26 protein-coding genes and 1 pseudogene are annotated in these 24,549 nt (G+C 66.7%); 17 read left to right on the top strand and 10 right to left on the bottom strand.

Features of this window, described 5'->3' with window-relative positions:
• Positions 1–375: 375 nt before the first annotated feature.
• The 10 genes from CKW06_RS00150 to CKW06_RS00195 all read left to right on the top strand — a co-directional run bounded on the left by CKW06_RS00150 (position 376) and on the right by CKW06_RS00195 (position 7,116).
• Entirely contained in the window at positions 376–648 is a 273-nt protein-coding gene (locus tag CKW06_RS00150; RefSeq protein WP_012478662.1) for a helix-turn-helix transcriptional regulator, read from the top strand.
• Positions 645–848 (top strand): hypothetical protein, encoded by a 204-nt coding sequence (locus tag CKW06_RS00155; protein ID WP_012478663.1) that lies wholly within the window; start codon positions 645–647, stop codon positions 846–848. Before CKW06_RS00150 ends, CKW06_RS00155 begins: the two co-directional genes overlap by 4 nt.
• A gap of 9 nt (positions 849–857) precedes the next feature.
• The gene (locus tag CKW06_RS00160; protein ID WP_012478664.1) at positions 858–1,145 is read left to right on the top strand and encodes an Ogr/Delta-like zinc finger protein; all 288 of its coding nucleotides are present in this window, start codon (positions 858–860) and stop codon (positions 1,143–1,145) included.
• Positions 1,146–1,441: 296 nt separating this feature from the next.
• On the top strand, positions 1,442–1,651 hold the full coding sequence (locus CKW06_RS00165) for a hypothetical protein (RefSeq protein ID WP_024957481.1): 210 nt from the start codon (positions 1,442–1,444) through the stop codon (positions 1,649–1,651).
• On the top strand, positions 1,648–1,863 hold the full coding sequence (locus CKW06_RS00170; protein ID WP_024957480.1) for a hypothetical protein: 216 nt from the start codon (positions 1,648–1,650) through the stop codon (positions 1,861–1,863). Before CKW06_RS00165 ends, CKW06_RS00170 begins: the two co-directional genes overlap by 4 nt.
• On the top strand, positions 1,860–2,510 hold the full coding sequence (locus CKW06_RS00175) for a hypothetical protein (RefSeq protein ID WP_012478667.1): 651 nt from the start codon (positions 1,860–1,862) through the stop codon (positions 2,508–2,510). Before CKW06_RS00170 ends, CKW06_RS00175 begins: the two co-directional genes overlap by 4 nt.
• A complete protein-coding gene (locus tag CKW06_RS00180; protein ID WP_012478668.1) occupies positions 2,497–3,348 on the top strand; it encodes a toprim domain-containing protein in 852 nt (283 codons plus the stop codon). Before CKW06_RS00175 ends, CKW06_RS00180 begins: the two co-directional genes overlap by 14 nt.
• Positions 3,349–3,406: 58 nt before the next feature.
• Entirely contained in the window at positions 3,407–5,257 is a 1,851-nt protein-coding gene (locus CKW06_RS00185; protein ID WP_012478669.1) for a DUF927 domain-containing protein, read from the top strand.
• Between the two features lie 72 nt (positions 5,258–5,329).
• Positions 5,330–6,079: a hypothetical protein gene (locus tag CKW06_RS00190; RefSeq protein ID WP_024957477.1), complete on the top strand. Its 750-nt coding sequence runs from the start codon at positions 5,330–5,332 to the stop codon at positions 6,077–6,079.
• A 35-nt stretch (positions 6,080–6,114) separates the two neighbouring features.
• Positions 6,115–7,116: a phage portal protein gene (locus tag CKW06_RS00195; protein WP_012478671.1), complete on the top strand. Its 1,002-nt coding sequence runs from the start codon at positions 6,115–6,117 to the stop codon at positions 7,114–7,116.
• 95 nt (positions 7,117–7,211) lie between these two features.
• Here the strand turns inward: CKW06_RS00195 and CKW06_RS00200 are convergent, their stop codons facing one another.
• The 5 genes and pseudogenes from CKW06_RS00200 to CKW06_RS00220 all read right to left on the bottom strand — a co-directional run bounded on the left by CKW06_RS00200 (position 7,212) and on the right by CKW06_RS00220 (position 10,578).
• Positions 7,212–7,559 carry a helix-turn-helix domain-containing protein gene (locus CKW06_RS00200; protein ID WP_012478672.1) on the bottom strand — a complete coding sequence of 116 codons (348 nt, stop codon included), beginning with the start codon at positions 7,557–7,559 and terminating at the stop codon, positions 7,212–7,214.
• On the bottom strand, positions 7,556–7,885 hold the full coding sequence (locus CKW06_RS00205; protein ID WP_231910850.1) for a type II toxin-antitoxin system RelE/ParE family toxin: 330 nt from the start codon (positions 7,883–7,885) through the stop codon (positions 7,556–7,558). Before CKW06_RS00205 ends, CKW06_RS00200 begins: the two co-directional genes overlap by 4 nt.
• Before the next feature lie 1,122 nt (positions 7,886–9,007).
• Positions 9,008–9,139: pseudogene (locus CKW06_RS00210) on the bottom strand (zinc-dependent alcohol dehydrogenase); the annotation flags it as partial.
• A 96-nt stretch (positions 9,140–9,235) separates the two neighbouring features.
• Complete coding sequence (eda, locus tag CKW06_RS00215) at positions 9,236–9,874, bottom strand: bifunctional 4-hydroxy-2-oxoglutarate aldolase/2-dehydro-3-deoxy-phosphogluconate aldolase (protein ID WP_024957476.1); 639 nt, start codon at positions 9,872–9,874, stop codon at positions 9,236–9,238.
• Between the two features lie 113 nt (positions 9,875–9,987).
• A complete protein-coding gene (locus CKW06_RS00220) occupies positions 9,988–10,578 on the bottom strand; it encodes a cysteine dioxygenase family protein (RefSeq protein ID WP_024957475.1) in 591 nt (196 codons plus the stop codon).
• 238 nt (positions 10,579–10,816) lie between these two features.
• Between CKW06_RS00220 and CKW06_RS00225 the strand changes: the two genes are divergently transcribed.
• A complete protein-coding gene (locus tag CKW06_RS00225; protein ID WP_024957474.1) occupies positions 10,817–11,872 on the top strand; it encodes a LacI family DNA-binding transcriptional regulator in 1,056 nt (351 codons plus the stop codon).
• 110 nt (positions 11,873–11,982) lie between these two features.
• Here CKW06_RS00225 and phhA read toward each other — a convergent pair whose 3' ends face one another.
• Positions 11,983–12,876: a phenylalanine 4-monooxygenase gene (phhA, locus tag CKW06_RS00230; RefSeq protein WP_024957473.1), complete on the bottom strand. Its 894-nt coding sequence runs from the start codon at positions 12,874–12,876 to the stop codon at positions 11,983–11,985.
• 125 nt (positions 12,877–13,001) lie between these two features.
• On the opposite strand from phhA, the gene CKW06_RS00235 reads away from it, so the two are divergent.
• Positions 13,002–13,487, top strand: a complete 486-nt coding sequence (locus CKW06_RS00235; protein ID WP_005411782.1) for an Lrp/AsnC family transcriptional regulator — start codon at positions 13,002–13,004, stop codon at positions 13,485–13,487.
• A 39-nt stretch (positions 13,488–13,526) separates the two neighbouring features.
• Here CKW06_RS00235 and CKW06_RS00240 read toward each other — a convergent pair whose 3' ends face one another.
• Together CKW06_RS00240 and CKW06_RS00245 are read right to left on the bottom strand one after the other, a co-directional pair.
• Positions 13,527–14,519: a patatin-like phospholipase family protein gene (locus CKW06_RS00240; RefSeq protein WP_019337382.1), complete on the bottom strand. Its 993-nt coding sequence runs from the start codon at positions 14,517–14,519 to the stop codon at positions 13,527–13,529.
• A gap of 584 nt (positions 14,520–15,103) precedes the next feature.
• On the bottom strand, positions 15,104–16,120 hold the full coding sequence (locus tag CKW06_RS00245; RefSeq protein WP_005407480.1) for a TIGR00266 family protein: 1,017 nt from the start codon (positions 16,118–16,120) through the stop codon (positions 15,104–15,106).
• Positions 16,121–16,277: 157 nt separating this feature from the next.
• On the opposite strand from CKW06_RS00245, the gene CKW06_RS00250 reads away from it, so the two are divergent.
• Positions 16,278–18,548, top strand: a complete 2,271-nt coding sequence (locus CKW06_RS00250) for a TonB-dependent receptor (RefSeq protein ID WP_024958449.1) — start codon at positions 16,278–16,280, stop codon at positions 18,546–18,548.
• Between the two features lie 112 nt (positions 18,549–18,660).
• Here the strand turns inward: CKW06_RS00250 and CKW06_RS00255 are convergent, their stop codons facing one another.
• The gene (locus CKW06_RS00255) at positions 18,661–19,500 is read right to left on the bottom strand and encodes an acid phosphatase (protein WP_038646268.1); all 840 of its coding nucleotides are present in this window, start codon (positions 19,498–19,500) and stop codon (positions 18,661–18,663) included.
• Between the two features lie 262 nt (positions 19,501–19,762).
• Between CKW06_RS00255 and CKW06_RS00260 the strand changes: the two genes are divergently transcribed.
• Entirely contained in the window at positions 19,763–20,641 is an 879-nt protein-coding gene (locus CKW06_RS00260; RefSeq protein ID WP_005407483.1) for a lipase family protein, read from the top strand.
• Between the two features lie 11 nt (positions 20,642–20,652).
• Entirely contained in the window at positions 20,653–21,855 is a 1,203-nt protein-coding gene (locus CKW06_RS00265) for a DUF4785 domain-containing protein (protein ID WP_024958729.1), read from the top strand.
• Positions 21,856–22,038: 183 nt separating this feature from the next.
• Here CKW06_RS00265 and CKW06_RS00270 read toward each other — a convergent pair whose 3' ends face one another.
• Positions 22,039–22,824, bottom strand: coding sequence for an ABC transporter ATP-binding protein (locus CKW06_RS00270; RefSeq protein ID WP_024958730.1), 786 nt, complete (start codon positions 22,822–22,824; stop codon positions 22,039–22,041).
• 187 nt (positions 22,825–23,011) lie between these two features.
• Here CKW06_RS00270 and CKW06_RS00275 point away from each other — a divergent pair, with 187 nt between their 5' ends.
• Both CKW06_RS00275 and CKW06_RS00280 read left to right on the top strand, forming a co-directional pair.
• A complete protein-coding gene (locus CKW06_RS00275) occupies positions 23,012–24,214 on the top strand; it encodes a DesA family fatty acid desaturase (RefSeq protein ID WP_024958731.1) in 1,203 nt (400 codons plus the stop codon).
• Positions 24,211–24,543, top strand: a complete 333-nt coding sequence (locus tag CKW06_RS00280) for an EF-hand domain-containing protein (RefSeq protein ID WP_005411812.1) — start codon at positions 24,211–24,213, stop codon at positions 24,541–24,543. The genes CKW06_RS00275 and CKW06_RS00280 overlap by 4 nt, the downstream gene beginning before the upstream one ends.
• Positions 24,544–24,549: the final 6 nt, after the last annotated feature.

Here is a 24,549-nt window from a genome sequence, read left to right on the forward strand (position 1 = left end):
GTGCCGTTGTGCTTTCGCCCGGCTCTGACGGACACCTGCGGGTGAGTGGAGCCGGGCCCGGCCTCTGAGGGAGGTGGTGCACGCCACCGGGCGATGCGCCCGATTCACTCCCTGGCCAACGAGGGCGACGCCCTGTGAATCTGCCTATCGAGTGCAGGCGTTATCGCGTGCACCGACTTGCCGTGTGCGTCGTTAGGCCTAGAGGAAGCGCCAGGCCATACCTCCAAGGAAGTCCATTGGCGTCCAATGCGGGACTTGTAAGCCGGTCTTTTACACAGGGCACCGCGTGAGTTCATCTGCGGCGGTCTCTAGCCTCTAACCAAGCCCACAACACAGGGTGGCAGTTGACCCAAAGTCAGCGCCGCGACTTCTCACATGCTTGGTTCCCCAACCCCTCCGGCGACCGCACCTGGCCAGCCTGCCGATCATTCCCGGCATGACGCCGGACGCGGTGAGCGCTTCCTGCGCAAGCCCGAAGTGCTCAGCCGCACCGGCATATCCCGCTCGCACCTGTACGGGCTGATGAAACGTGGCCGGTTCCCCGCATCGATCCCCCTTTCCCCGCGCGTGACCGTCTGGCTGGAGTCGGACGTGGACGCGTGGATTGCCACCCACATCCCCGACACCCATCTGCGAGTGCAGCCATGAAAGACACCATCGTCCTGACCATCTCCAACCAGAAATTCAACCTCAGCCCGGAAGAGGCCAAGTTTCTGGCCGAGCATCTGCGCACGGCTGTGGCACAGCCGAATCTGGCGCTGAACTTCTCCCAAAGCCGGACCGCGCAAGGCGGCCGCATCGCACTGTCGCGTGGTGTCGCGGGTAGCCGCTCGGTCACTGACTGCTGAGGTGCTGCGATGACCAGTTCAAGAGCGTTCCTACGCTGCCCGCACTGCGATACCGCCGCCATCGTGCGCACCAGCGTGCTGCATTCCAAACTGCTGCGTGAATCACTGCTCCAGTGTCGCAACGCGCTGTGTGGCCATACCTTCTCGGCCTACACCGAAATCGTGCGCACGCATACGCAGAGCGCGTGCCCGCGAAATGACATCTGCCTGCCGATCAGCAGTCCTGCTGAACGCGCCGCGCTCAGTGCACAGGCCAAGCAAGAGCCCGTCACCACACCTGGCAAGGCACGGCGATGACGCGCCTGTTGACAGCACCGGCAAACCCGGTGCAGCATTGCCCCGTCGCCGCACAATCGGCGACCGGGTTTAGCAGCCCGAACCCCAAGGCGCACCAGCGCCCATCGACCGATGCACGGCGCTTTTTTGTTGCTCGCTGTGTTGTCGCGGGCGACTGCTTGCCAGTTCTACGGCGGGCGGTGCGCGGAGGCCGAAAGGCCTGCCGGCTCCTTGGGTCCGGTCTGCTAACCGCGTACCGTCCGTCACCTCGTTTAGCAGCGCGGTGGCGGATTCCAACCTATCCAAGGAATCCTGCCATGTCTCATGACACCCTGGCCGCGCCGTCGCGCTTTGCCACCCGTATCGCACACCACCTCGGCGAAATCGCCGACACCCTCGACTGGGACCATTCCCGCTGGCTGGCGCTGACTGCGCGCCTGGAGGCCACCGGCAAAGCGCCCGAGGCGCTGACGCTGGGCGAGGTGCAGCACGCCATTGCCGCCACCGTTCAGGAGGCCGCGCGATGAACGTCTCTGCCCTGAATTTCGCCGTCGCCAATGACGATGCGGCCACGCATGACCTGTTTAGCGCTGTGCGCCAGTTGCAGCGCATCCACACGATGCCGATGGCTGCACTGACGCAGCTGGTAGCCGCCTTGGAATGCCGCCCTGGTGCACTGGAAGCACTCTCCGTAGGCCAGCTGCTGGTGATGGTCCGAGACGCGGAGGTGGCTGCATGAACACGGAAACCGTAAGAGTGTCCGGCGTGCCGGGTGTGGCCGATGGCGTGCTGAGCGCCACCATCACCGATACCTGGTTCGATGCCGAGCGCACCGCCCATATTGTCGAGGTGGCTCGCCGCATCGAGCGGCTGCACAGCAAGGCTTCGCGCCGTCTTGCCATTGTCAGTGGTGAACTGGATGAGGCGCTGGAAGGCCACCCGTTGGAGGACCGCCTGCGCGAGCGCCTGCTGTGGCCGCTGGAGCGCGATTGCCTGGAGTTGGCCACGGTTGCGGCGCGGGTGCGCGTGCGCCTGTCGTTGTTCGCGCCTGCGCAGTCACAGGAGCAGTTCGATCGCGGCATGGCCTTGCAGCTGGCCGACCTGCAAGCCGAGCAGGCTGCTGTCGAGCCGCCGCAAGAGCGCGCGCCCAGCGCTGCACCCATGCCCTACGGCTACTGGATCAGCGAGGACAGCTTCAATCGCGTGGAGCGTGCGCGTTCCGCCTCTTTGCTGCTGTCCAGCGTAGGCGAGGGCATCGGCGAGTCCGTGGCGTTGTCGTTCGATGCCGTGGCGGCCAGCGCCGCCTACGTGCATGAAGACCTGGCCGCTGTGGTGGCCAGCGCCCGACACAGCAGTCAGATGGAGGCCGACGATGACGCGGCCTGAGGGATTCATTGCCGCACTGCGTGCGGCAGGACTATGCGTGGCTACGGGCGATGCTGTCCTGGCCAATGGCCGTCTGTGCCGCGTCCGCGCCGAGGGCGATGGCAGCGGCCAGCGCAGCGGCTGGTATGTGCTGCATGCAGGCCCGCCTCAGGCCGGTGCCTATGGCAACTGGAAGACCGGGCTCAATGAGTCCTGGTGCGAAGCTGGAAGCGAGGCACTCAGCGAGGCCGACCGCGCGATGCTGCGCGAGGCCGTGGTGCGCGCACAACGCCAGCAGCAGGCCGAACGCGCCCAGCGCCAAGCTGTGGCCCGGCAGCAGGCGCGTGAGCGCTGGCAGCGCGCCAGCGCTGCTACGCCCGACCATCCTTACCTGGTGGCCAAGGGCGTGGGCGTGCACGGCCTGCGTCAGCTGGACGGCCTGTTGCTGGTGCCCCTGCGCGATGCACAGGGGCGGCTGTGGAGCCTGCAAACTATCGCCGCCGATGGCAGCAAGCGCTTCCTGGCCGGTGGCCGTAAGCGTGGTCTGTACTACGCCGTAGGCCGCACGGTCAGCGACGTGGTGTGCATCGCCGAAGGCTATGCCACTGCCGCCAGCATCCATGAGGCCACCGGCCACCCCACCGCCGTGGCCTTCGATGCCGGGAACCTGGAGCCGGTGGCGTGCGCCCTGCGCGCCAAGTTCCCCTCGGCGGTGATCGTGGTGTGCGCCGATGACGATGCGGCCACCGCCTCGCGGCTGGGCATCAATCCGGGCGTGGCCAACGCCCAGCGCGCCGCCGATGCCGTGGGCGGGGTGGTAGCCATGCCGCCGCGGCCCAGCCATGAGGCCACCTCCTGATGATTTCTCTCTTTACCCCGAAGGCGCAGCGCGCCGACGCGGCACTGGAGCCCCGTGCATGAGCAACGTCACCTCTGTCGATTTCAATGATGCCGCCAAGAACGCCGGCACTGGCGCCGTACGCGGTTCGATTCAGCGCGCCGTGCGCAAGGGCGCCAAGGGCAGGACCAAGGGCAACAAGGACGCCGTCGACAGCGCCAGTGCTGCACGGGCCCACTACCAGCTCAACGAGACCGGCGTGTACTACGTCGGTGTCACCGAAGACGGTGACCTGGCCGAGCCGGTGTTTGTCTGCTCGCCGTTGAAGGTCGAGGCCAAGACCCGCGACAGCCAGAGCGAGCAATGGGGGCGGTTGCTGACTTGGACCGATGCCGATGGCCATCCCCACCAGTGGGCGGCACCTGCGGAAATGCTGGTGGGCGACCCGCGCGAGTTCGTGCGCCAGCTGGCAGCGGGCGGTGTGGAAATGTCGGCCCACCGCAACACGATGCAGCGGCTGTTGGCCTACATCATTCAGGAGCGCATCGACACCCGCGCCCGTAACGTGGCCGTGCCGGGCTGGCATGAGGGCCGCTATGTGCTGCCCAATGGCGAAAGCTACGGCAATGGCGCGGAGCGGCTGGTCTACCAGCACAGCGGTGGATTGCAGCATCACTATGCGGCGGTCGGCTCGTTGGAGGACTGGCGATGCGACGTGGCCCGGCGCTGCCAGGACAATTCGCGCTTGGTGCTGGCGGTGTCGGCGATGTTCGCGGGGCCCTTGCTGCACTTCACTGGCGCTACGGGCGGTGGCTTCCACCTGGTCGGCAGCAGCAGTAGCGGCAAGAGCACCGCGCTGCGCGTGGCGGCCAGCGTGGTGGGTCCCCCGGAATACGCCCGCGAATGGCGCAGCACCGCCAACGGTCTGGAAGGCGTGGCGGTACTGCACAACGATGCCACGCTGATTCTGGATGAACTGGCGCAGATCGACCCCAAGCAGGCCGGTGATGCGGCCTATCTGCTGGCCAACGGCAACGGCAAGAGCCGCGCCAACCGGGCCGGTGAGGCCCGTGCGGCGGCACGCTGGCGGGTGCTGATCCTGTCGGCCGGTGAGGTCGGATTGGCGCAGCACATGGCCGAGGTGGGCAAGCAGGCACGGGCGGGCCAGTCCGTGCGCCTGGCCGACGTACCCGCCGAGGCCGAGGGCGGGCACGGCGTGTTTGAGCGCCTGCACGATGCCAGCGACGGCGCGGCACTGTCGGCCCTGCTCAAGGACGCGGCAGCACGCACCTACGGCGCACCGTGGCCGCTGTGGATGGGCTACCTGACCCAGCAGGACAGCCCGACGCTGACCGCCCAGCTGCGCGAATCGACCGACCGATTCCTGGCCAGCTACGTACCCGAAGATGCCTCGGGGGAGGTGCGCCGGGTGGCCGAGCGCTTTGCTGTTGTCGCCTTTGCTGGGGAGTTGGCCAGCACCTGCCGCCACCGCATCACCGGTTGGCCCAAGGGCGAGGCGACACGGGGCGTGGCGACGTGCTTCCAGGCATGGCTGCAACGTCGGGGCGGTTCCGGCAGCGCCGACACCGACGAACTGCTTGCGCGCGTGCGTGCGTTCTTTGAAGCCCATGGCGAGAGTCGCCTGGAGCTGCTGCGCGGCCCCGAAGGCACAGTGCCGGTGCGCGACCGTGTAGGTTTCCGACGCTTCGATGAGGTCGGATTGACGGAATACCTGGTGCTGCAGGAGGCGTTCAGGCGCGAGCTGTGTGCGGGCTTTGATGTGCGCTTGGCCGCACGCACGCTGGCTGAGGCCGGATGGCTTAAGCGCAGTGCCGATGGTAGGCCCTCACAAGCTGTGCGCATCCCCGGCCTGGGCGCTATCCGCGTCTTCGTCTTTGACCCTCGCAAGGTTCACGACAGCGGCCTGTAAGCGGCGCTGTCTTTCACACCGTTAGCCGACACAGTGTCGGCGAGCCCCCCATCGTTTCAACGGAGATTCAACATGAGCAACATCGAGACCACCACCACCACCACCTCCGAACTGGCTACCCAACCCGGCGAAGGTGCCGAGGTAGCGTCGGTATCGGAGAATAGGCGGCGGCTGAACGAGCTGGCCCAGCAGTTGGCCAGCGCAGTGCAGCGCAAGCGCGCCCTGGTGGGCAAGGTCGATACGATGCAGCGCGCCAAACAGGCTGCACAGGGTGACGCCGCCGCTGCACGTCAGCAGTGGGGGGCCAAACTGCGCCAGAGCGATGGCACGCTGACCCGTGACATTCAGAAGCTGCGCGCCAACGAGCGCTCGGCGCTCTCGCTGGCTGAGGAATATGAGGCGATGGAGGGCGAAATCGCGGCTGAGCTGCCGCGCCTGGAGCTGGAGTTGGCTGAGGCTGCGGATCGTTGCCTCAGCACGACGAACGGTGTCATCAGAGAGGCTGCCAGTCAGGCCTATGGGCAGTTGCTGGAGCAAGCGGGCGATAGCCTGGCGGTCGCCTTCGCACTGTTCTCGAGAGCGGAGAACGCGGGCGTGAACCATCGGCAGGCAGCCAGTGACGACGAACTGGCCAGCGCGTTTTTCGGCAACCTCTGCAACGCGGTGCGCCATCGTTTGGACGATGCCACAGTGACTGAGCAGGTTGCGGAACGCTTGGCATTGCCGCCGATGGATATGAGCGAGGTGGACATGCAGCTGGCAGGCAGTACTGCCGCCCGTATCAGGCGGCGGGTAGAGCTCAATGCAGAGGGCGTGGCGTGACTGATTCCCCTGCTGATGCCGCTATCGGTCAGGTTGTGCCCGCGCCGAGCGCGGGCACTGCCGGGGCAATTACGGCCTTTTCCTTTGGTGAACCAACGCCCGTGCTGGACTCGCGCGGGTTGTTCGATTATTTGGAATGCTGGCGCAATGGGCGCTACTACGAACCACCGATCACCCTCAGTGGTCTGTCGCGCACCACGCGCTCCAATCCGTTCCTGCACAGTGGCCTGATCTTCAAGCGCAACATGCTGGTGCGTACCTTCGTCCCGCATCGATTGCTGGACCGCACCGCGTTCTCGCAGATGGCCTTGGATTACCTGGTGTTCGGCATGGCGTACATGGAGCGGCAAATCTCCTACTCCGGACGCCTGTTGCAGTTACAGCCACTCATGGCCCAGTACATGCGCCGTGGTGTGCAACCCGGTGAGTTCTTTCAGGTGCGAGCCGGACGGGCCGAGCATGAATTTGCACCTGGCTCTGTGTACCAGCTGCGCGAGGCCGATACCGATCAGGAAATCTACGGGATGCCGGAGTGGCTGGCCGTGGTGCAGTCGGCGCTGCTCAACGAATCGGCGACGTTGTTCCGCCGCAGGTACTACACCAACGGCTCGCATGCTGGGTTCATCCTCTACATGACCGACCCGCAGCCGGAGGGCATGGACGTGGACGCCCTGCGGCAGGCGCTGCGAGACTCGCGCGGGCCGGGTAATTTCCGCAACTTGTTCGTGCATTCGCCCAACGGCAAGAAGGACGGGTTGCAGCTGATCCCGATCAGCGAAGTGGCCGCCAAGGATGAATTCACCGGCATCAAGCGCGTGACCCGTGATGACATTCTGGCTGCACTGCGCATCCCCCCGCAGCTGCTGGGCATCGTGCCTCAGAATGCGGGTGGATTCGGCTCGATTCGGGATGCGGCCACGGTGTGGGCATCGATGGAACTGGCACCCTTGCAATCGCGTATGGCCATGGTCAACGAATGGATCGGCGAGGATGTCATTACCTTCGCCCCGTTTGACCTGGCACCCGGAGCAACCTGACGCCCTGTCCGGTGTGCCGGTGCCGCTCGCAGAACGCGCGGCGGTTCCGGCCCGGGCTGACCCAATAGGCCGCCCACGGGCGGCCTATTTTCGTTTCACGCCGCGCGGACGGTAGCCTCAGTCGCATCCTTCCGCCGCTTGCTGCCCTGTTGCTTGGGCGGCACCAGGTCAACGTGAATCCGATAGCCCAGCGCGGTGGCTGCACGGCTGAGCGTATCGAGGGTGAGCCCGGTATCTGCCTCATCCAGCACGCGATCCAGCTGCGAGCGGCTGGTGTTCATGCGCTTGGCCAAGTCAGACTTGCTGACCTTGGCCACCTTCATGGCTTCAGCAACCTGCCAGGCGATCACGCGCTTGACCGCGACAGATGCGGACTCTTCCAGCAGCCCTTCCGACTCCAGGAAGTCGTCAAAGCTCGATCCGATGTGCGGGTTCTTGCTCATTTGATCACCTCATCCCTACGCTTCTTTGCCACTGCCAGATCGGCCTTGGGCGTCTTATCGGACTTCTTCACAAACCCGTGCAGCAGCACCATGTCCTGCTTGACCGTGGTGAACATGACGCGGGCAATGCCTTCGGGGATCGAGCTACGCACTTCCCACAACCGGTCGTCCATCTTTCGCACCAGCGGCATGCCCATGGGCCAGCCGAGCTGGACCGTCTTGATATCGCCACCGATGGCCCTGCGTGCCTCGGCAGAGACCTCTTCCTTGAGCCATATCCGCACAGGCTCATCGGCCGAGGCGGAACGGTAGAACCGGACGTCCAAGACTGTCTTCATGCGGCCAGTATACGCCGGGAGCGTTCTGGGATGTACTTATTTATGTACGTTCATTCAGGGGCGCGGCCCCTATTGCCGACGCCCGCAGCGGTGCTCCACGGCTCCCCCATTACAGCAGGTAGCCACGGTGGAATCGGTGATGTGTCCTGGCGTCCTGCCTTCGAGGTGCCGGGCAGTCGCCAGTCACGTAATCCAGTCGGCGCTGCGATGCCTGAAAGGGGCGCCTTGCGGTTGTGAGCCAGTCAATCAGGCGCGTCTTTGCGGTCCTGCCTGTAACCAGTGTAACCAGTTGTTCCCAACGGATGGTACGCACTCGCGCCAGACGTAAGTCATTGATATATAAGGTGGCTATGGAGGGTGTAACCAGCGTACCAATGTAACCAGTAAAAACAGTGAGTCAGAAATCTCAAACAGGAAATGGCAGGCGCTAGGACAATAGATAGACCGGCGAAACCCTTGGGAGACAGGGGAAGTGGCAGGGGGAGAGGGGCAGTAGTGCCTGCACAGGACGTGTAACCAAAAAAGCGTTCCAGACCCTTAATTCATAGCCTTCCTGAAACACTGTAAGTAGTGGGTGTTTTCTTCTTGGACGCTATTGGACGCCCTCTTTTCTCCCTTCTCTGGTCACTGCGCATTTGGCGTCCATCTGGCCGCTCAGTGCCCCGCCAGAAACCCCCTTTGGTGCAGGGATTCGCAGGTATTGGCATGACCTCTCAGTGTCCCCTACAGCCTTGCTGGGCCTATTCCTGGCCTGTGTGCAGGTAGTGCAGAAAAAGCACCCTATGAAGTGCGCAGGCGTGGCGGGGAGACGAGTGCGCACGCCGGGGTGCGCACACCGCCGGGCCTCCTGCCTCCCTGTACACCCGATTCCATCTCAACCGTCACCAGCGCGCTCACTGGCCACGTGCAGTGCAGCGCTCTTCCAGCCCTGGCGTCATGCAGTAGCGCGCTGCTGCGCGTGCTGAGAGCCGGTGCACGCGCAGCAGCATTCCGTGACGCCCCTAGTGCCCGTCGCTCAGGCCAAGCTTTGCGCTGATGGCGGTAATTGTGGCGGTAACTTCAAAATCAACTCTTGGAAGAATCTATATGTAGCAATGGTTAGCTGGTTATTGTGTGGAGTCCGCCACAGGCCTCGATCCTGACCAGCACCTCGCCCGCCCCCGGGCGCGGTACCGAGACTTCCTCGATGACCAGCGGCTTGCCGAACTCGCGTACGACGGCGGCCTTCATGGTGGATTGCATGTTCGGATCTCCGCAGTGCGCTTGCCCACAGAATGACGCCGGCTCGAGGCCGGCGCTTTGATCACGATCAAACCTTTGAAGATCCGTGCAGCAGGTTCAGCTGGCCAGCACCGATGCTTCGCGCGCCAGTCGTTCGATGGCGTCCCAGTCACGGGTCTGCAGCAGCGCCGGGGTGGTCAGCCACGAGCCGCCCACGCACAGCACGTTGGGCAGGTGCAGGAACTGCGGCGCGGTCTGCGCGCTGATGCCACCGGTCGGGCAGAAGCGCACGTCGGCAAACGGGCCGTGCCAGGCCGCCAGCAACGCAGCGCCACCGGCCTGCACCGCCGGGAAGAATTTGAAGGTGTCCGTGCCCTGCTCCAGGCCCAGGATCAGGTCCGAGGCGGTGGCGGCACCGGGCAGGTACGGCAGGTCGGCATCGCGTGCGGCGGCATACAGCGCCGGCGTTGCACCGGGCGACACCGCGAAGCGCGCGCCGGCCTGCTTCGCCGCCTGCATCTGCGCGGCGTTGAGCACGGTGCCGGCGCCGATGACAGCATCGGGCACGGCTTCGACTATGGCCTTGATCGCATCCAGCGCCTGCGGCGTGCGCAGCGTCACTTCGATCACCGGCAGGCCGCCGCGGAACAGCGCCTGGGCCACTTCGACCGCCTCATTCACATCTTCGGGGGTGTACACCGGAATCACCGGTGCCAGCTTCAACAGCGCGCGCAGGCGCGGATCAGCGCTGGACATGGTCTTGCTCCTTGCCCGATGGGGCATCGCGGATCGCCGCCGGGTCCGGCAGCGCAGCGGCGCATGATGCCATGCACGCTGCGAAGGTGCTGGTACCCTGCCCTGCGGCGGATTCAGACTGCGTCGGCCTGCAGTGCCTGGATGCGGCGTTGGTACCAGTCACCCCCAAGCGGGTCGAACACCGCCGAACGTTCCATCGGCGCTTCGTATACATGCACCGAAATGGCCAGGGCTTCATCGCTGGCATTGCGCAGGGTGTGGTATTCGTGAGGTGGAATGAGGCTGCCGGCGCTGCCGCAGCCGCCGCGCAGCGCGGCGTGGCGTCGGAAGCGCCAGCGTTCGCCGGCGCATTCCAGCAGCTCGTAACGGGTGATCTCCAGTTCCCCCAACCACACGCCCTCCACACACCACATGGCATCGTGGTCGTGCAGCGGCGTGCCCTGCCCTGGGCCCCAGCTCATGGCAATCACGCTGTAGCCGTGTTCCTGGCTGTGGTACAGCGGGCGTCGCGCGTAATGATCACTGACCGGACGGTGCACGCATTCGGGTAGCTCGATGCGGCTGTCCGCGATGGCTTCCTGCAGCGCCAGCTGCAGGTCGGCGGTGATGCGCCCGGCATCACCGGCGGTCATCGCCGCGTCGACTGCGGCGATCAACCGGTCGCGGCCACGGAACGCCGGAAACGGAGAAGTCTGCAGGTCCATGCCCCGACTGTAGCGGAGCATGGTTAAGGGAATGTTGGTGTTCGCGCGCGTGGCACCCGCATTCATGGCAAGCACGCGTGAAAAACGGTTTAGATGCAAACGCAGTAGAGCGATCACAATGGAACCTCACGCGGTGGAACGTGTCGAACACGGTCTGTGCCGCTCCAGCTGCGACATTCCGCAACTTCGCGCCCGACGGGCGCAAGGCTAGAATTCTCCGACTTACCTGGTTCTATACATGTCAGTGCGAAATATGAGCGATGCCGCGTTGCCGGCATCGAAAGGCAAGGCTGCCACGATCAACGACATCGCACGACTGTCGGGAGTTTCCAAGAAAACGGTTTCAAGAATCATCAACAACTCGCCGCTGGTGCGCAAAGACACCCGCGACAAGGTCGAGGCGTTGATGCGCGAGGTCGGTTACGTCCCCGACCCGCTGGCGCGCGGACTCGCGTTCCGCCGCTCCTTCCTGATCGGGCTGGTGTACGACGACCCCGGCGCCCAATGCATTGTCGACCTGCAGCACGGCGCGCTGGAAGCGCTGCGCGGCACCGGCTATGAGCTGGTGGTGCACCCGTGCAACAGCCAGGATCCGGACTGTGCGGACGGCGTGCGCCGCTTCGTGCAGCAGCAGAAGCTGCATGGGGTGATCCTCGGCCCGCGTGCATCCGAATCGGTTGCACTCGCGCAGATGCTGGACGACATCGACTGCCGCTACGTGCGGATCAACGCGCATGCGTCGGAAGAAGACGTGCAGGCGGTGGTCACCCACGATCGCGATGGCGCGGCAGCAGCAGCGGGCTACCTGCTCTCGCTCGGCCACCGCGACATCGCGGTGATCGCCGGACCGGGTGACCGGCGCGCGGCGCGTGAGCGTACCCATGGCTTCCTTGACCGGTTGGCCCAGGTGGGGCTGACCTTGCCGGGCGAGCGCGTGCTGGAAGCGGGCGACACCTTCGAATCCGGCGTGCATGCCGCCGAACGGTTGCTGCTGGGGGAACGCCGCCCCAGTGCGATCTTCGCCGGCAACGACGAGATGGCGGCCGGTGTCTACCAGGTCGCGCTGCGTGCGGGTATTGCCGTGCCACAGCAGCTGTCGATCGTCAGCTACGACGACAGCCCGCTGGCCTCGCGGCTGTGGCCGCCGCTGACCTCGGTGCGCCGCCACGTGTCCGACATCGGCCGCATGGCCGCAGCGATGCTGGTGCAGACCGATCTGCCGGATGCGCCGACCGCAGCCAGCGTGCATCCGCAGTTGATGGTGCGCGGTTCCTGCCGCGCCGTGGACGCCTGAGTGCCCTGCCCTCGCCTGCGCCGCTGCAATGGCGCAGGCAGGCAACAACGAAAACGGCGCATCCAGGTGCGCCGTTTTCCTTTCAATGCGAAGCGCTGTACCCCGTGCGCTTACACGTCGCCGCCGTCGGCCCAGCCTTCACCGGTGCCCTTCTGGAACACGCGGTCATCGCCCTGCACCTCGCCGGCCGGCAGATGCGCCTGGTCGGCCAGTGCCGCGTAGATCGGGGTGAAGTCCGGCGACGTCGCCTGCATCAGCTGTTCGAAGCTGTCGATGACGAAGTAGGTCTTCTGGAAGGTGTCGATGCGGTACTTCGTGCGCATGATCCGCTGCAGGTCGAAACCGATGCGGTTGGGCGCGGGCGATTCCAGCGAGTACAGCGACTCGCCCTTCGACGACACGATGCCGGCGCCGTAGATGCGCAGGCCTTCGGGCGTATCGATCAGGCCGAATTCCACCGTGTACCAGTACAGGCGGGTCAGGTTCTGCAGTGCATCCGGGCCGATCGCGTGGGCTTTGACGCCGCCACGGCCGTACGCCTCCATGTAGTCGGCGAACACCGGATTCATCAGCAGCGGCACGTGGCCGAACAGATCGTGGAACAGATCCGGCTCGGCGATGTAATCAATCTGGTCCGGGCGACGGATCCACCAGGTCACCGGAAAACGGCGATTGGCCAGGTGGTCGAAGAAATCCAGTTCCGGCAGCAGGCCTTCAACGCCGACCAGGGTCCAGCCGGTGGCGGCGCCCAGTACTTCGTTGAGCTGGTCGAAGCGCGGAATCATGTGCGCGCTCATGCCCATCTCGTCCTGTGCATCCAGGAACTCCTGGCAGGCGCGGCCGACCAGCAGCTCGCGCTGGCGCTGGTACAGCGTGCTCCAGGTGGCGTGGTCGTCGGCGGTATAGGTGTCCCACGGCTGCTCGACGAGCGCGGTGGTGTACACCGGCACGTAGCCCTTGTCGGTCTGCTGGTGTTCGACGCGGCGGGGCTGGGCGAGGTCCATGGGGCACTCCTTGACGGGATGCCTACGATGCTAGGGCAGAGCACGCGCAACAGGGTTGCAAAAGTTGCGCCCGTTGACCCTGTTGGCGCAATATCCTTGCGTACTCACCATGTTGCGGGGCAACAATGGCCGGAGAAGTCCAGTTTGATCGCACGGATATACGCCTGCTGGCTGAAATCCAGCGGGATGGGCGCGCCACCAACGCCGAACTGGCGGCGCGGGTGAATCTTTCGCCTTCGGCCTGCCTGCGGCGGTTGCAGCGGCTGGAAAGCGAGGGTGTGATCGTCGGCTATGGCGCGCGGCTGGAGCCGCGGCAGCTGCGGCTGGGCCTGCAGGCCTTCGTGCGCGTGCAGCTGGAAAAGCACGACCAGGCCGCCATCGGCCACTTCGTGGACAGCGTGCAAGCGTGGGACGAGGTGGTGGCCTGCCATGCGCTGACCGGCGACATGGACTACCTGCTGCACGTCTACGTGCGCGACCTGGAGCACTTCTCGCGCTTCCTGCTGGACCGGTTGCTCAACGCCGGTGGCGTGGCCGATGCCAACTCCAGCTTCGTGCTGCGCACGGTGAAGGGCTTCCAGGCATTGCCGCTTTCGCAGCTGGAGTCCTGAGCGGCCACCGGGCATGCCCGGTGGCCAGGCATCAAGGGATCAGCACTTGTCCTTGCGGCCCATCAGCTTGCCCAGGCGCGAGGCTTCCTCGCACTTTGGTGCGGCCACCGGCGCGGGTGCCGCCGCGGCGGCGCGCGCGCGCTGCAACTGCTGGATCTTCGCGCGGATCTGCGGCATGGCCGCCATTGCGGCCTTCTCGCCTTCCAGGATCGCGGTGCCGCGCTGGCTGAAATCGGCGGCGCCGATGTCCAGCACCTTCGGCCGGATGACGATGTCGGCGCGTGCCAGTTCCTGTTCGCCCAAGCGCTGGCCCATGATCGAGATGGACTGGTTGACGATGCCCAGCATGTCGGTCGGCGCCTTGCCGCTGGCCTTGCTGGAGATGTCCACGGCGATCACGAAGTCGGCGCCGAGCTGGCGCGCGGCATCCACCGGCACCGGGCTGACCACGCCGCCATCGATGTAGTTGCGACCACCGATCTTCACCGGTTCGAACACGCCGGGAATGCTGCTCGACGCGCGCACCGCCTGGCCGACGTTGCCGCGCACGAAGATCGCGCGCTCGCCGGTTTCCAGCTGGGTGGCGACGGCGGCGAACGGCTTCTTCAGGCGTTCGGCCGGACGGTTGGCAACCTGTTCGTTGACGTAGTCCTGCAGCTTCTGGCCCTGCACCAGGCCACCGGAGAACAGCCGCACGTCGCGGATGCTGGCTTCATCCAGCGCCACCGCCTTGCTCTGCATCTGGAAGGCGTCCATGCCGCTGGCGTACAGCGCGCCGACCACGCTGCCGGCACTGGTGCCGGACACCACCGCCGGTTCGAAGCCATTGGCTTCCAGCATCTTGATCACGCCGATGTGGGCAAAGCCCTTGGCCGCGCCACCGCCGAGGGCGATACCGATCTTCACCGGCTTGGCCTGTGGCACCACGGTCGGCGCCGGCGGCGGCGTGGGGCGGACCGGATCGCCACCGCAGCCGGCCAGCAGGCCGATCAGGGCGACGGACAGCAGCATGCGGGGGCGGAACAGGCTCATCGGCAGTGCGCTCGCGGCGCCGGATTCAGGAAAGGGCGCCAGCATACCGAAGCCGTGGCGGGGCGGGCAGGGTGGGAAATATCGCCCATTCATAAAGGTAGTGCCGGCCGCTGGCCGGCAACCATAGGGAAACTGGAAACGGTCCATGGGGCTGCCGGCCAGCGGCCGGCACTACCGGGATGCGTGCCAAGGTCCATGGGGTTGCCGGCCAGCGGCCGGCACTACCGGGATGCGTGCCAAGGTCCATGGGGCTGCCGGCCAGCGGCCGGCACTACCGGGATGCGCGCCAAGGTCCATGGGGTTGCCGGCCAGCGGCCGGCACTACCGGGATGCGTGCCAAGGTCCATGGGGTTGCCGGCCAGCGGCCGGCACTACCGGGATGCGTGCCAAGGCCCATGGGGCTGCCGGCCAGCGGCCGGCACTACCGGGATGCGCGCCAAGGTCCATGGGGTTGCCGGCCAGCGGCCGGCACTACCGGGATGCGCTCCAAGGTCCATGGGGTTGCCGGCCAGCGGCCGGCACTACCGGGATGCGCGCCAAGGTCCATGGGGTTGCCGGCCAGCGGACGGAACGACCGGAGGCGGTCAGAAGCGGTTGTCGCCGTCCAGCATCCGGCCCAGGCCGCCCAGTACCGAACCCTCGCCGCGGTTCTGGCCACCGCCCTGCGGCGCGGCCATCCACATGCGGCCGGCCAGGCGCGAGAACGGCAGCGACTGCAGCCAGACCTTGCCTGGGCCGGTCAGCGTGGCCAGGAACACGCCCTCGCCGCCGAACAGCATGCTCTTGATGCCCGCAACACGGCGCACGTCCATGTCCACGGTCGGGTGGTAGGCCACCACGCAGCCGGTATCCACGTCCAGGCGCTCGCCGGCAGCCAGCTCGCGTTCCACCACGCAGCCGCCGGCGTGGATGAACACCCAGCCGTCGCCTTCCAGCTTCTGCATGATGAAACCCTCACCACCGAACAGGCCGGTCATGATCTTGCGCTGGAACTGCACGCCGATCTGCACGCCGCGCGCACCGGCCAGGAAGCTGTCCTTCTGGCAGATCAGGCGGCCGCCGTGCTGGTCCAGTTTCATTGCCAGCACCGTGCCCGGGTAGGGCGCGGCGAAGGCGACCTTGCCCTTGCCGTGCCCGCTCTGCGTGTAGACGGTGGCGAACAGGCTCTCGCCGGTCAGCACGCGCTTGCCGGCGGCCATCACCTTGCCCATGAAGCCGCCGCCCTGGTCGCCGTTGGCGGCGCCGAACACCGTGTCCATCTGTACCGTGGCGTCCTTGAACATCAATGCGCCGGCCTCGGCGATGGCGCTCTCGCCGGGGTCGAGCTCGATCTCCACGAACTGCATTTCATGGCCGACGATGCGGAACTCGATGTCGTCGGCGCGGCCGCTGGCGCCGACGGGGACCGGCGGTGGGGTGTTGGGCATGCCCGGGGCCACCGCCTGCAGCTCGGCCACCTCGGCGATCGGTGTCCACCCGCTCATGCCCTGGCACCAGGCCAGCGCGCGCGGATTGGCCTGCGCGTAGCGGCGCGCGGCCTCGTCATCAAGCGGGCCGATGCGCTCGGCCTGGGCGGAGGCATGGAAGTACCACTGGGTCATGGCGGCGGGTCCGTCGCGTTGGAAACCCCGAGTCTAGCGAGCGCCCGGGGCGCCGGCGACGGGGCCATGAACGGCGGGCATTTGCGGCGTAGGTGCTGTATTGCAACAATTATCTGGTAGCGCCGTTTTACCACCCCTCCAAACACAGCCTACCGCCATGTCCCCGACCCGTACTTCCCGTGGCCGCCTTCCGGTCGCGCGCCCCATCGTTGCCGCTCTTTCCGCCCTGCTGCCGCTGGTAGCAGCCGCTCAGGAAACCCCCGCCGCCAAGGATCCGGTTGCCCTCGATGCCCTGCAGGTGACCGCGCAGCGCCGCGTCGAGAACGCCAAGGACGTACCGGTCGCGCTGAGCGCGATCCAGGGCGAGAAGCTGGATGTGCTCGGCTCGGCCGGCGATGACATCCGCTTCCTGGCCGCGCGCGTGCCCAGCCTCAACATCGAGTCGTCCTACGGCCGTGCCTTCCCGCGCTTCTACATCCGCGGCCTGGGCAACACCGATTTCGACCTCAATGCTTCGCAGCCGGTGTCGCTGGTGTATGACGACGTGGTGCAGGAAAGCCCGCTGCTGAAGGGCTTCCCGCTGTTCGACCTGGCCAACGTGGAAGTGCTGCGTGGCCCGCAGGGCACGCTGTTCGGCCGCAACACCCCGGCCGGCGTGGTCAAGTTCGATTCGGCGCGACCGTCGCAGGATGCCGACGGCTACGTGCGCGTGGGCTACGGCAGCTACAACAGCTGGAACGTGCAGGGCGCCTACGGCGGCCCGCTGACCGACCGCTGGTCGGCACGTGTCTCGGCGATCTACCAGCGCCGCGATGACTGGGTCGACAACACCCGCGCCGGTGCCCCCAACAGTGGTTTCGAAGGCTATGACGAAGCCGCCGGCCGCGTGCAGTTCCTGTACGAAGGCGACGACTTCGAAGCGCTGTTCAACCTGCACAAGCGCAAGCTCAACGGCACCGCCCGCCTGTTCCGCGCCAACATCATCCGGAAGGGTGGCAATTCGCTGGTCGAGAACTTCGACCGCGACAAGGTGGCCAACGACGGCGTCAACTTCTCCGACCTGGAAACCTGGGGCGGCAGCGCGCGCCTGCAGTGGAACCTCGGCTCGGTGACGTTGCATTCGATCACCGGCTACGAGACCGCCGAATCGCTCAACCGTGGCGACATCGACGGCGGCTACGGTGCGGCCTTCCTCGGTGCCGGCAACTACGGCCCGGGCCTGATTCCATTCTCGTCGGAGTCGGCCGACGGCCTGCCGCACCACCGCCAGTGGACGCAGGAAGTGCGGATCGAGTCCAACGAGTGGGGTCGCTTCGACTGGCAGGCCGGCGTCTTCTACTTCGATGAAGACGTGACCATCAACAACTTCAACTACGACTCGCTGACCCCGGGCAATCCACAGACCGGCCACGTGGTGCAGAACCAGCGCAACAAGGCGTGGGCGGTGTTCGCCTCGGGTGACTTCGATGTCACCGACCGCTTCAAGCTGCGCGCCGGCGTGCGCTACACCCAGGACAAGAAGGACTTCAGCGCCAGCGTGTTGCAGGCCGTTCCGTTCGGCACCCCGGTCAGCGGCCCGTACCTGGCCAACACCGACGTCAACGACGTCAGCTGGGATGTCAGCGGCGTGTACAAGCTGACCGACGACATCAATGCCTACGCCCGTGTCGCCAAGGGCTTCCGCGCACCGTCGATCCAGGGCCGCCTGGCCTTCGCGCCGGGGCTGTCGCAGGCCGATTCGGAGAAGGTCATCTCGTATGAAGCCGGCATCAAGGCCGACCTGTTCGAACGTCGCGCACGCCTGGGCCTGAGCGTGTTCCGCTACAACGTCGACGGCCAGCAGCTGATCGCGGTGGGTGGCAGCAACAACACCGCCACCCTTCTCAACGCCGACAAGACCATTGGCCAGGGCGTGGAACTGGACCTGGAGGCCTACCTGGCCGACAACGTCCTGCTGACCTTCGGCAGCAGCTATAACGACACCGAGATCAAGGACAAGAACCTGGCGGTGGCGATCTGTGGCGGCGGCTGCACCATCACCGACCCGACCACGGTGATCAACGGCCAGACCTATGCGCTGGTGAACGGCAACCCGCTGCCGCAGGCGCCGAAGTGGATCCACAACGCGACCCTGCGCGTCGGCTTCCCGCTCAGCGATGGCAGCGAGCTGTACGCCTACACCGACTGGGCCTACCGCAGTGCGGTCAACTTCTTCATCTACGAGTCGCCGGAATTCCGCGGCCGTAGTTCGCTGGAAGGCGGCCTGCGCCTGGGCTACAACTGGGATTACGGCCAGTACGACGTGGCCGTGTTCGGCCGCAACCTGACCAACCAGACCCGCGTGGTCGGTGCGATCGACTTCAACAACCTGACCGGCTTCCTCAACGAGCCGCGTACCTGGGGCGTGGAGTTCACCGCGAAGTTCTGATGCGGTGGCTGCGTTGATGCAATGAAGAAGGGCCGGCGCAATGCCGGCCCTTCTTCCTTACGCCCATTGGTAGTGCCGGCCGCTGGCCGGCAACGAGTGATCCGGCGCGCGCTTACAGCGCGCTCTGCGGGCGCACCTTCAGCACCGCGTTCTCGGTGGTGCAGTCGCGGCTGGAGTGCAGGCCGGCCTTGCGTGCGGCGGCGATTTCCTTGCGTGCGGCCAGCAGGTCCTTGTTGAATGCAGCGTTGTCGTGCAGGCGGGCCACCGCGGCGGCGCCCATGAAGCGGCCTTCGAGGATGTCGCTCTGCCAGTGCACGTTGCAGACCAGGCGGCTCTCGCCGTAGTTGCGGCCACGGGCCTGGATGGCATCGGCGCGGTCCGGCGCGATCTCGGACAGGATCAGGGCCCAGGCCCAGCCGATCGAGGTGTGGCCGGAGGGGTAGGAACCGTTCTTGCGCAGGCCTTCCTCGTCCTTCGGCGAGCAGGTCGGTTCACCATTGACCATGAACGGGCGCGGGCGCTGGTAGTGGTTCTTGGCCGCCTTGGTCGCCGCACTGGCGTCGATCCGGCTGCGCTCCAGCAGGCGATACAGCGCCGGGGTCTTCACCGCATCGACGTCGATGTCGGCGGCGCAGGAGAAGTGGTTGGCGCCTTCGGGGAAACCGAGTTCCGCATCGACACCGGCCTGGGCGAAGCGCGGGCTGCCACGCAGCGCGCGGGCTTCACGGCTGACCTGCTCGTCCAGGGCGAGCGCGGCCGAACCGGCCACCGGTGGTGCCGGTACCAGGTCGAGGCTGGCCGGAACCGTGCTCTTGTCCAGATAGCCCACCGCCTTGGTGGTGATGTTGGCTTCGACGGCGGTCGGCTTGGTGGCGGTGGCGGCACAACCGGCCAGGGCCGCGACGACGGCAAGGCCGAGCAGCGGGCGGGCAGGGTGGGAAATCAGCGACATGGACAGGCTCCGGGAGAGAAAACAACGCGCCATGATCGCAGCCCCCATACGACACTGCAGTGGCCATCGGTCATACGGCCAGACCCGGCATGGTCATTGTCGCGATATGAAAAGCGTCATCGTTTGACGTCAGTCTCCTGATTCCGGGCGCAGCGCACGGACTTTCACGCCGCTGCACCGCGAGCATCGGCACAACGGCAAGCGCCAGGGCCGTCCAGTTCCAGCCGGGTCGGGGGGATCCGAAGACAGAGGGAGAGAAGCGATGCGCAGCACCGCAACAGGAAGTACCGTCCTGGCCCTGCTCCTCGGGCTTGCAACAGCGCCGGCGCAGGCCGCCGACGTGGTCGGCGTGGCCTTCGTGCATGGCACCGGCGCGCAGACCAACGCCACCCAGGACTACTGGCAGCCGGCGATCATCGACACCGTGCGCCAGGGCCTGCCGAACAGCAGCAACTACGTGGTCATCAACTGTGACTTCACCCAGTACATGTGGAAGCCCGAAGCTGCCGGTTGCCTGGCCAACCAGCTGACCAGCTTCATCGACAGCCGTGGCATCACCCAGCTGGTGGTGATCACCCATTCCAACGGCGGCAATGTGGTGCGCTGGATCCTGTCCAACCCGACCTACGACAGCCGCTATCCGAAGATCATCCGCACGGTGCGCAAGGTCACCGCGCTGGCACCTTCCTCGGCGGGTACGCCGTTGGCCGATGCGGTGCTCAACGGCAACACCTTCGAAACCTCGCTGGGCTGGCTGCTGGGCTACAAGAACGACGCGGTGCGCCAGCAGCAGGTGGCGAGCATGGCCACCTACAACGCGCAGAACCTGTATGGCACGGCCGGTCGCCCGGCGCTGCCCAAGCCGTTCCGCGCGGTGGTCGGCAGCGACGTGGAGTCGGCGGTGTGGGACAGCAACAGTTACTGCGGCGGCTATGCCGCCAACGTCGGCCTGGAGTTCACCCAGAACTGGCTGTCGTCCTGCTCCGATGGCTTCCTGGAGTGCAGCAGCCAGAAGGCCGCCGGCACCACCTGGTTCACCGACAAGGCGCGTACCCAGGGCGCAGAACCGCTCAGCCACAACCAGAGCCGCCGCGAGTGCTTCGGCCTGGGCACCCTGCTGCGCAACGACCTGACCCAGTGAGGGAGACGACCATGACGATTCAATCCACCCTGCTGGCCGGTGCCGTGCTGGCAGTACTGTCCCTTTCCGCAGCGCAGGCCGCGCAGCCGCTGCAGGCCGCCCGTGCTGGCGACCAGGTGCCCGCTGCGCTGGTTGCCGCGCCGTTGCCGGCCGATGACAGCGAACGCGCACCGCTGTCCTTCGCCTGGGCCTTGGACCCGGCGCAATCGCTGCAGGCGGCTACGCCGTATGCCTCGGTCAGCCGCAGCTACTGGCAGCAGGTCGATGGCGCGCAGCTGCAACGCGGCCTGGAGTTGCCGCTGACGGCGCCCGACGCGGTGATCCAGCTGAGCCCGGCCGAAGGCGCGCGGGCAGTGCCGGCAAATGCGTTGCAAGTGCGCGACCCGGCGGGCCGCAGCAGCGTGGCCCGCAGTGTCGACGCGCGTGCGCTGCAGCAGGCCGGCATGCCGGTGAGGGATGGCAGCAGCATGCTGCGCACCGGCGCGACCAGTGCCGCCGGTGCGTACACGCTGCAGAGCGCGCAGGCACAGGGCCGCTACGTGGTGCAGGTGCTGGAGCCGAACAGCCCGCTGCGGCTGGAAGTGCAGGCCAACCAGGCGCAGGTGCTGGCCGGTGGCAACGTGCAGCTGCAGGCACGCCTGCTGGAAGACGGCGCCACCACCGCGCAGCTGGCCTCGCGTCGTGGCGGCCTGGGCGGTGAAGCCCTGCTGGTCGCGCCCGATGGCCGCAGCTGGCCGCAGCGCCTGCTGCGTACCACCGATGGCAGCCTGCGCGCGCAGGTGCGGATTCCGGCTGATGTCGGCAACGTGCAGGGGCTGTGGGAACTGCAGGTGTTCGCCCAGGCCGATGGTGTGCTGCGCGATGGCAAGGTGGCCTTCGCGGTGGCGCGGCCCACTGCGCGCTTCAGTGGCCAGGCGGCACCGGACCCGGCCAGCCGCCAGGTAGCGCTGCCGCTGCAGGTGGCCGCCGCCGGGCGTTACGAGGCGCGTGGCACGTTGTATGCCACCGGCCGCGATGGCCAGCTGAAGCCGGTGGCGCAGGCGCACGCGGCCGCGTGGTTCGATGGACCGGGCGCGGGCCAGCTGGTGCTGCCGTTCGACCAGGCCGCGTTGCCGGTTGGGTTCGGTGCGCCGTACGAGTTGCGCGACCTGCAGCTGCAGGATCAGAGCCGGATGGCACCGATCGAATCGCGCGCACTGGCGTTGAGGTTCTGAGCAAGGCGGTGGCGGGCCGGAACATCCGGCCCGCTGCACCGGCATGGCGACGGAATGGCATCGCGACGGGAATGGCGTGACGGCGGGAATGACATCACGACGGGAATGACATCACGACGGGGTAGAGTCGGTCTCCCAGGCCTGTCGGTTTCCAGGCCCCTTGTTTCCCCCGAGGGCTCCGCCTCACCCCGCGTACGCGGTCAGCCGGCCTTCCTGCTCGCACACGGTGATCGCGCCACCGAACACCGCCGACAGCGGCGCGCTGCGCAGCAGTTCGGCACGGGTGCCATCAGCCAGCACACGGCCGTCGCGCAGCAGCACTACGCGTTCGATCTCGGGAATGATCTCTTCGATGTGGTGGGTCACCAGCACCAGGGTGATGCCCTGCTGGGCGAGCACCCGCATGGTCGCCACCAGCTGCTCGCGGGCGACCAGGTCCAGTCCGGTGGAGGGTTCGTCCAGCAGCAGTGCCTGCGGCCGATTGACCAGCGCGCGGGCGATCAGCACGCGGCGGGTCTCGCCGGCCGACAGCTCGGCATAGGCGCGTTCGCGCAGGGACAGGGCGCCGGTCATCACCAGTGTCTCGCCGACGCGCGTGCGCATGTCGGCGGTCACTTCGCGGAAGGCCGGCACCACGTAGCTGGCGAAGAAGCCGGACAGCACCGCCTGTTCCACGGTCAGCCCGGGCATGTCGGCCAGATTGCTGCTGAGGTCGCCGGTGACGATGCCCAGCTGCGAACGCAGCCGGTCCACCTGCCAGCGGTTCTGGCCCAGCACCTTCACCGCCACCGAGCCGTCTCCCTGTGCAAGGGGATACAGTTCGCGGGTGATCAGCTTGATGAAGGTCGACTTGCCGCAGCCGTTGGGGCCGAGCAGGGCGGTGTGCTGTCCCTGCGCGATGCGCAGGCTGAGCCCGTGCAGCACCTTCACCTGGCCGCGCACCACGGTGGCGCGGTCCAGTTCGATCAAGGGGGGCAGCTCCGCAACGGACGGGGCGGCAGTCGTGGTGCTGGCGCGTGGATCAAGGCTCGACAACTCAGGTCCCCAACTGTGAACGGTGCCACGGATGACGGTGGCAATCACCGCCGCAGGGATGCAGTTTGCAACGCAAGCGCCCATGATGTCTGCCATCCCCGCGTCGATACGGAGAGCCGCCATGCCTGATGCCCTGATGTCCCTGTTGACCGGTGGTGTGCTCGGCCTCGGCTGGTGGGCCATGCTGGGCGTGCTGCTGGTCTTCACCCAGATCACCATCTTCTCGGTGACCCTGTACCTGCACCGCGGCCAGGCCCATCGCGGCGTCGATTTCCACCCGGCGCTGGCCCACGTGTTCCGTTTCTGGCTGTGGCTGACCACCTCGATGATCACCCGCGAGTGGGTGGCCATCCACCGCAAGCACCACGCCAAGGTGGAGACCGAGGACGACCCGCACAGCCCGGTCACCCGCGGCATCGGCACGGTGTTCTGGCATGGCGTGGAGCTGTACCGGGAAGCACGCGGCATGCGCGCGGACATCGATCAGTACGGGCGCGGTACCCCGGATGATGCGATCGAGCGCCATTTGTATACCCCGCACGCCACGCTCGGTCCGGTGCTGCTGCTGGCGATCAACAGCGTGCTGTTCGGCCTGCCCGGCGTGGCCCTGTGGGCGATCCAGATGGCGTGGATCCCGTTCTGGGCCGCGGGCGTGGTCAATGGCCTGGGCCACTGGTGGGGCTACCGCAACTACGAATCGGCCGATACCTCCACGAACCTGACGCCGTGGGGGTTCTGGATCGGTGGTGAGGAGCTGCACAACAACCATCATGCCTTCCCCAGTTCGGCGCGCTTTGCGATGCGGCGCTGGGAATTCGACATCGGCTGGAGTGCGATCCGCCTGCTGCAGGCGCTGCGCCTGGCCAAGGTGCTTCGCGTTGCACCGGCCATGGACGTACGCCCGAACATCGCCGTGCCCGATGCCGAGACCCTGAAGGCGCTGCTCTCGCACCGCTTCCAGGCGATGACCGACTACCAGCGCAACGTGTTCATGCCGGCCCTGCGCGAGGAAGCCGCCCACGCTGGGGCCAAGCTGCGGCGCCTGCTGCCGCGCCGGCTGCGCCGTGGCTTGGTCAACGATGGCCGCTGGCTGAAGCCGGACAGTCGTGCCCAGCTCAGCGAATGGGTGGCACAGCGCCCGCGCATCCGCACCCTGGTCGAGTACCGCGCGCGATTGGCCGCGTTGCTGGAAGCCCGAGGCCACGACGCCGCCGAGCGCCTGCACCAGCTGCAGGCCTGGTGCCGCGAGGCTGAGGAAAGCGGAATCGCGGCGCTGCAGGCCTACGCTGCGCGATTGAAGGGCTACAGCCTGGTGGGCGCGTGAGGGCAGGGTACGGCGTTCTGCTGGCGGTGCTGCTGCCGGGTGCGGCGCTGGCCCAGGTCACCGATACCACCAGCTACCTGCAGCGGATGGACAGCGATGGCGACGGCAAGGTCAGCGAGGCCGAGTACGTGCAGTGGATGCTGTATGCCTTCGACCGCATGGACCGCAATGGCGATGGCGTGCTGAGCGCCGAGGAGCTGCCCGGTGGCAAGGGCAGGGCGATCCGCCGCGAGCAGCAGCGGCAGGTGATCGTGCAGCGCTTCCACAAGCAGGATGCCAACGGTGATGGCGTCCTGGATGCCCGTGAACTGGCGGCGCCGCCACGCTGAGCGGGC

It is taken from the genome of Stenotrophomonas maltophilia (assembly GCF_900186865.1).
Lineage (GTDB): Bacteria > Pseudomonadota > Gammaproteobacteria > Xanthomonadales > Xanthomonadaceae > Stenotrophomonas > Stenotrophomonas maltophilia.

Excerpts from the sequence above, each read along its gene's own strand:
- CKW06_RS00150 (WP_012478662.1), top strand. The coding sequence starts at position 376 with ATGCTTGGTTCCCCAACCCCTCCGGCGACCGCACCTGGCCAGCCTGCC.
- CKW06_RS00155 (WP_012478663.1), top strand. The coding sequence starts at position 645 with ATGAAAGACACCATCGTCCTGACCATCTCCAACCAGAAATTCAACCTC.
- CKW06_RS00160 (WP_012478664.1), top strand. The coding sequence starts at position 858 with ATGACCAGTTCAAGAGCGTTCCTACGCTGCCCGCACTGCGATACCGCC.
- CKW06_RS00165 (WP_024957481.1), top strand. The coding sequence starts at position 1,442 with ATGTCTCATGACACCCTGGCCGCGCCGTCGCGCTTTGCCACCCGTATC.
- CKW06_RS00170 (WP_024957480.1), top strand. The coding sequence starts at position 1,648 with ATGAACGTCTCTGCCCTGAATTTCGCCGTCGCCAATGACGATGCGGCC.
- CKW06_RS00175 (WP_012478667.1), top strand. The coding sequence starts at position 1,860 with ATGAACACGGAAACCGTAAGAGTGTCCGGCGTGCCGGGTGTGGCCGAT.
- CKW06_RS00180 (WP_012478668.1), top strand. The coding sequence starts at position 2,497 with ATGACGCGGCCTGAGGGATTCATTGCCGCACTGCGTGCGGCAGGACTA.
- CKW06_RS00185 (WP_012478669.1), top strand. The coding sequence starts at position 3,407 with ATGAGCAACGTCACCTCTGTCGATTTCAATGATGCCGCCAAGAACGCC.
- CKW06_RS00190 (WP_024957477.1), top strand. The coding sequence starts at position 5,330 with ATGAGCAACATCGAGACCACCACCACCACCACCTCCGAACTGGCTACC.
- CKW06_RS00200 (WP_012478672.1), bottom strand. The coding sequence starts at position 7,559 with ATGAGCAAGAACCCGCACATCGGATCGAGCTTTGACGACTTCCTGGAG.
- eda (WP_024957476.1), bottom strand. The coding sequence starts at position 9,874 with ATGTCCAGCGCTGATCCGCGCCTGCGCGCGCTGTTGAAGCTGGCACCG.
- CKW06_RS00220 (WP_024957475.1), bottom strand. The coding sequence starts at position 10,578 with ATGGACCTGCAGACTTCTCCGTTTCCGGCGTTCCGTGGCCGCGACCGG.
- CKW06_RS00225 (WP_024957474.1), top strand. The coding sequence starts at position 10,817 with ATGTCAGTGCGAAATATGAGCGATGCCGCGTTGCCGGCATCGAAAGGC.
- phhA (WP_024957473.1), bottom strand. The coding sequence starts at position 12,876 with ATGGACCTCGCCCAGCCCCGCCGCGTCGAACACCAGCAGACCGACAAG.
- CKW06_RS00235 (WP_005411782.1), top strand. The coding sequence starts at position 13,002 with ATGGCCGGAGAAGTCCAGTTTGATCGCACGGATATACGCCTGCTGGCT.
- CKW06_RS00240 (WP_019337382.1), bottom strand. The coding sequence starts at position 14,519 with ATGAGCCTGTTCCGCCCCCGCATGCTGCTGTCCGTCGCCCTGATCGGC.
- CKW06_RS00245 (WP_005407480.1), bottom strand. The coding sequence starts at position 16,120 with ATGACCCAGTGGTACTTCCATGCCTCCGCCCAGGCCGAGCGCATCGGC.
- CKW06_RS00250 (WP_024958449.1), top strand. The coding sequence starts at position 16,278 with ATGTCCCCGACCCGTACTTCCCGTGGCCGCCTTCCGGTCGCGCGCCCC.
- CKW06_RS00255 (WP_038646268.1), bottom strand. The coding sequence starts at position 19,500 with ATGTCGCTGATTTCCCACCCTGCCCGCCCGCTGCTCGGCCTTGCCGTC.
- CKW06_RS00260 (WP_005407483.1), top strand. The coding sequence starts at position 19,763 with ATGCGCAGCACCGCAACAGGAAGTACCGTCCTGGCCCTGCTCCTCGGG.
- CKW06_RS00265 (WP_024958729.1), top strand. The coding sequence starts at position 20,653 with ATGACGATTCAATCCACCCTGCTGGCCGGTGCCGTGCTGGCAGTACTG.
- CKW06_RS00275 (WP_024958731.1), top strand. The coding sequence starts at position 23,012 with ATGCCTGATGCCCTGATGTCCCTGTTGACCGGTGGTGTGCTCGGCCTC.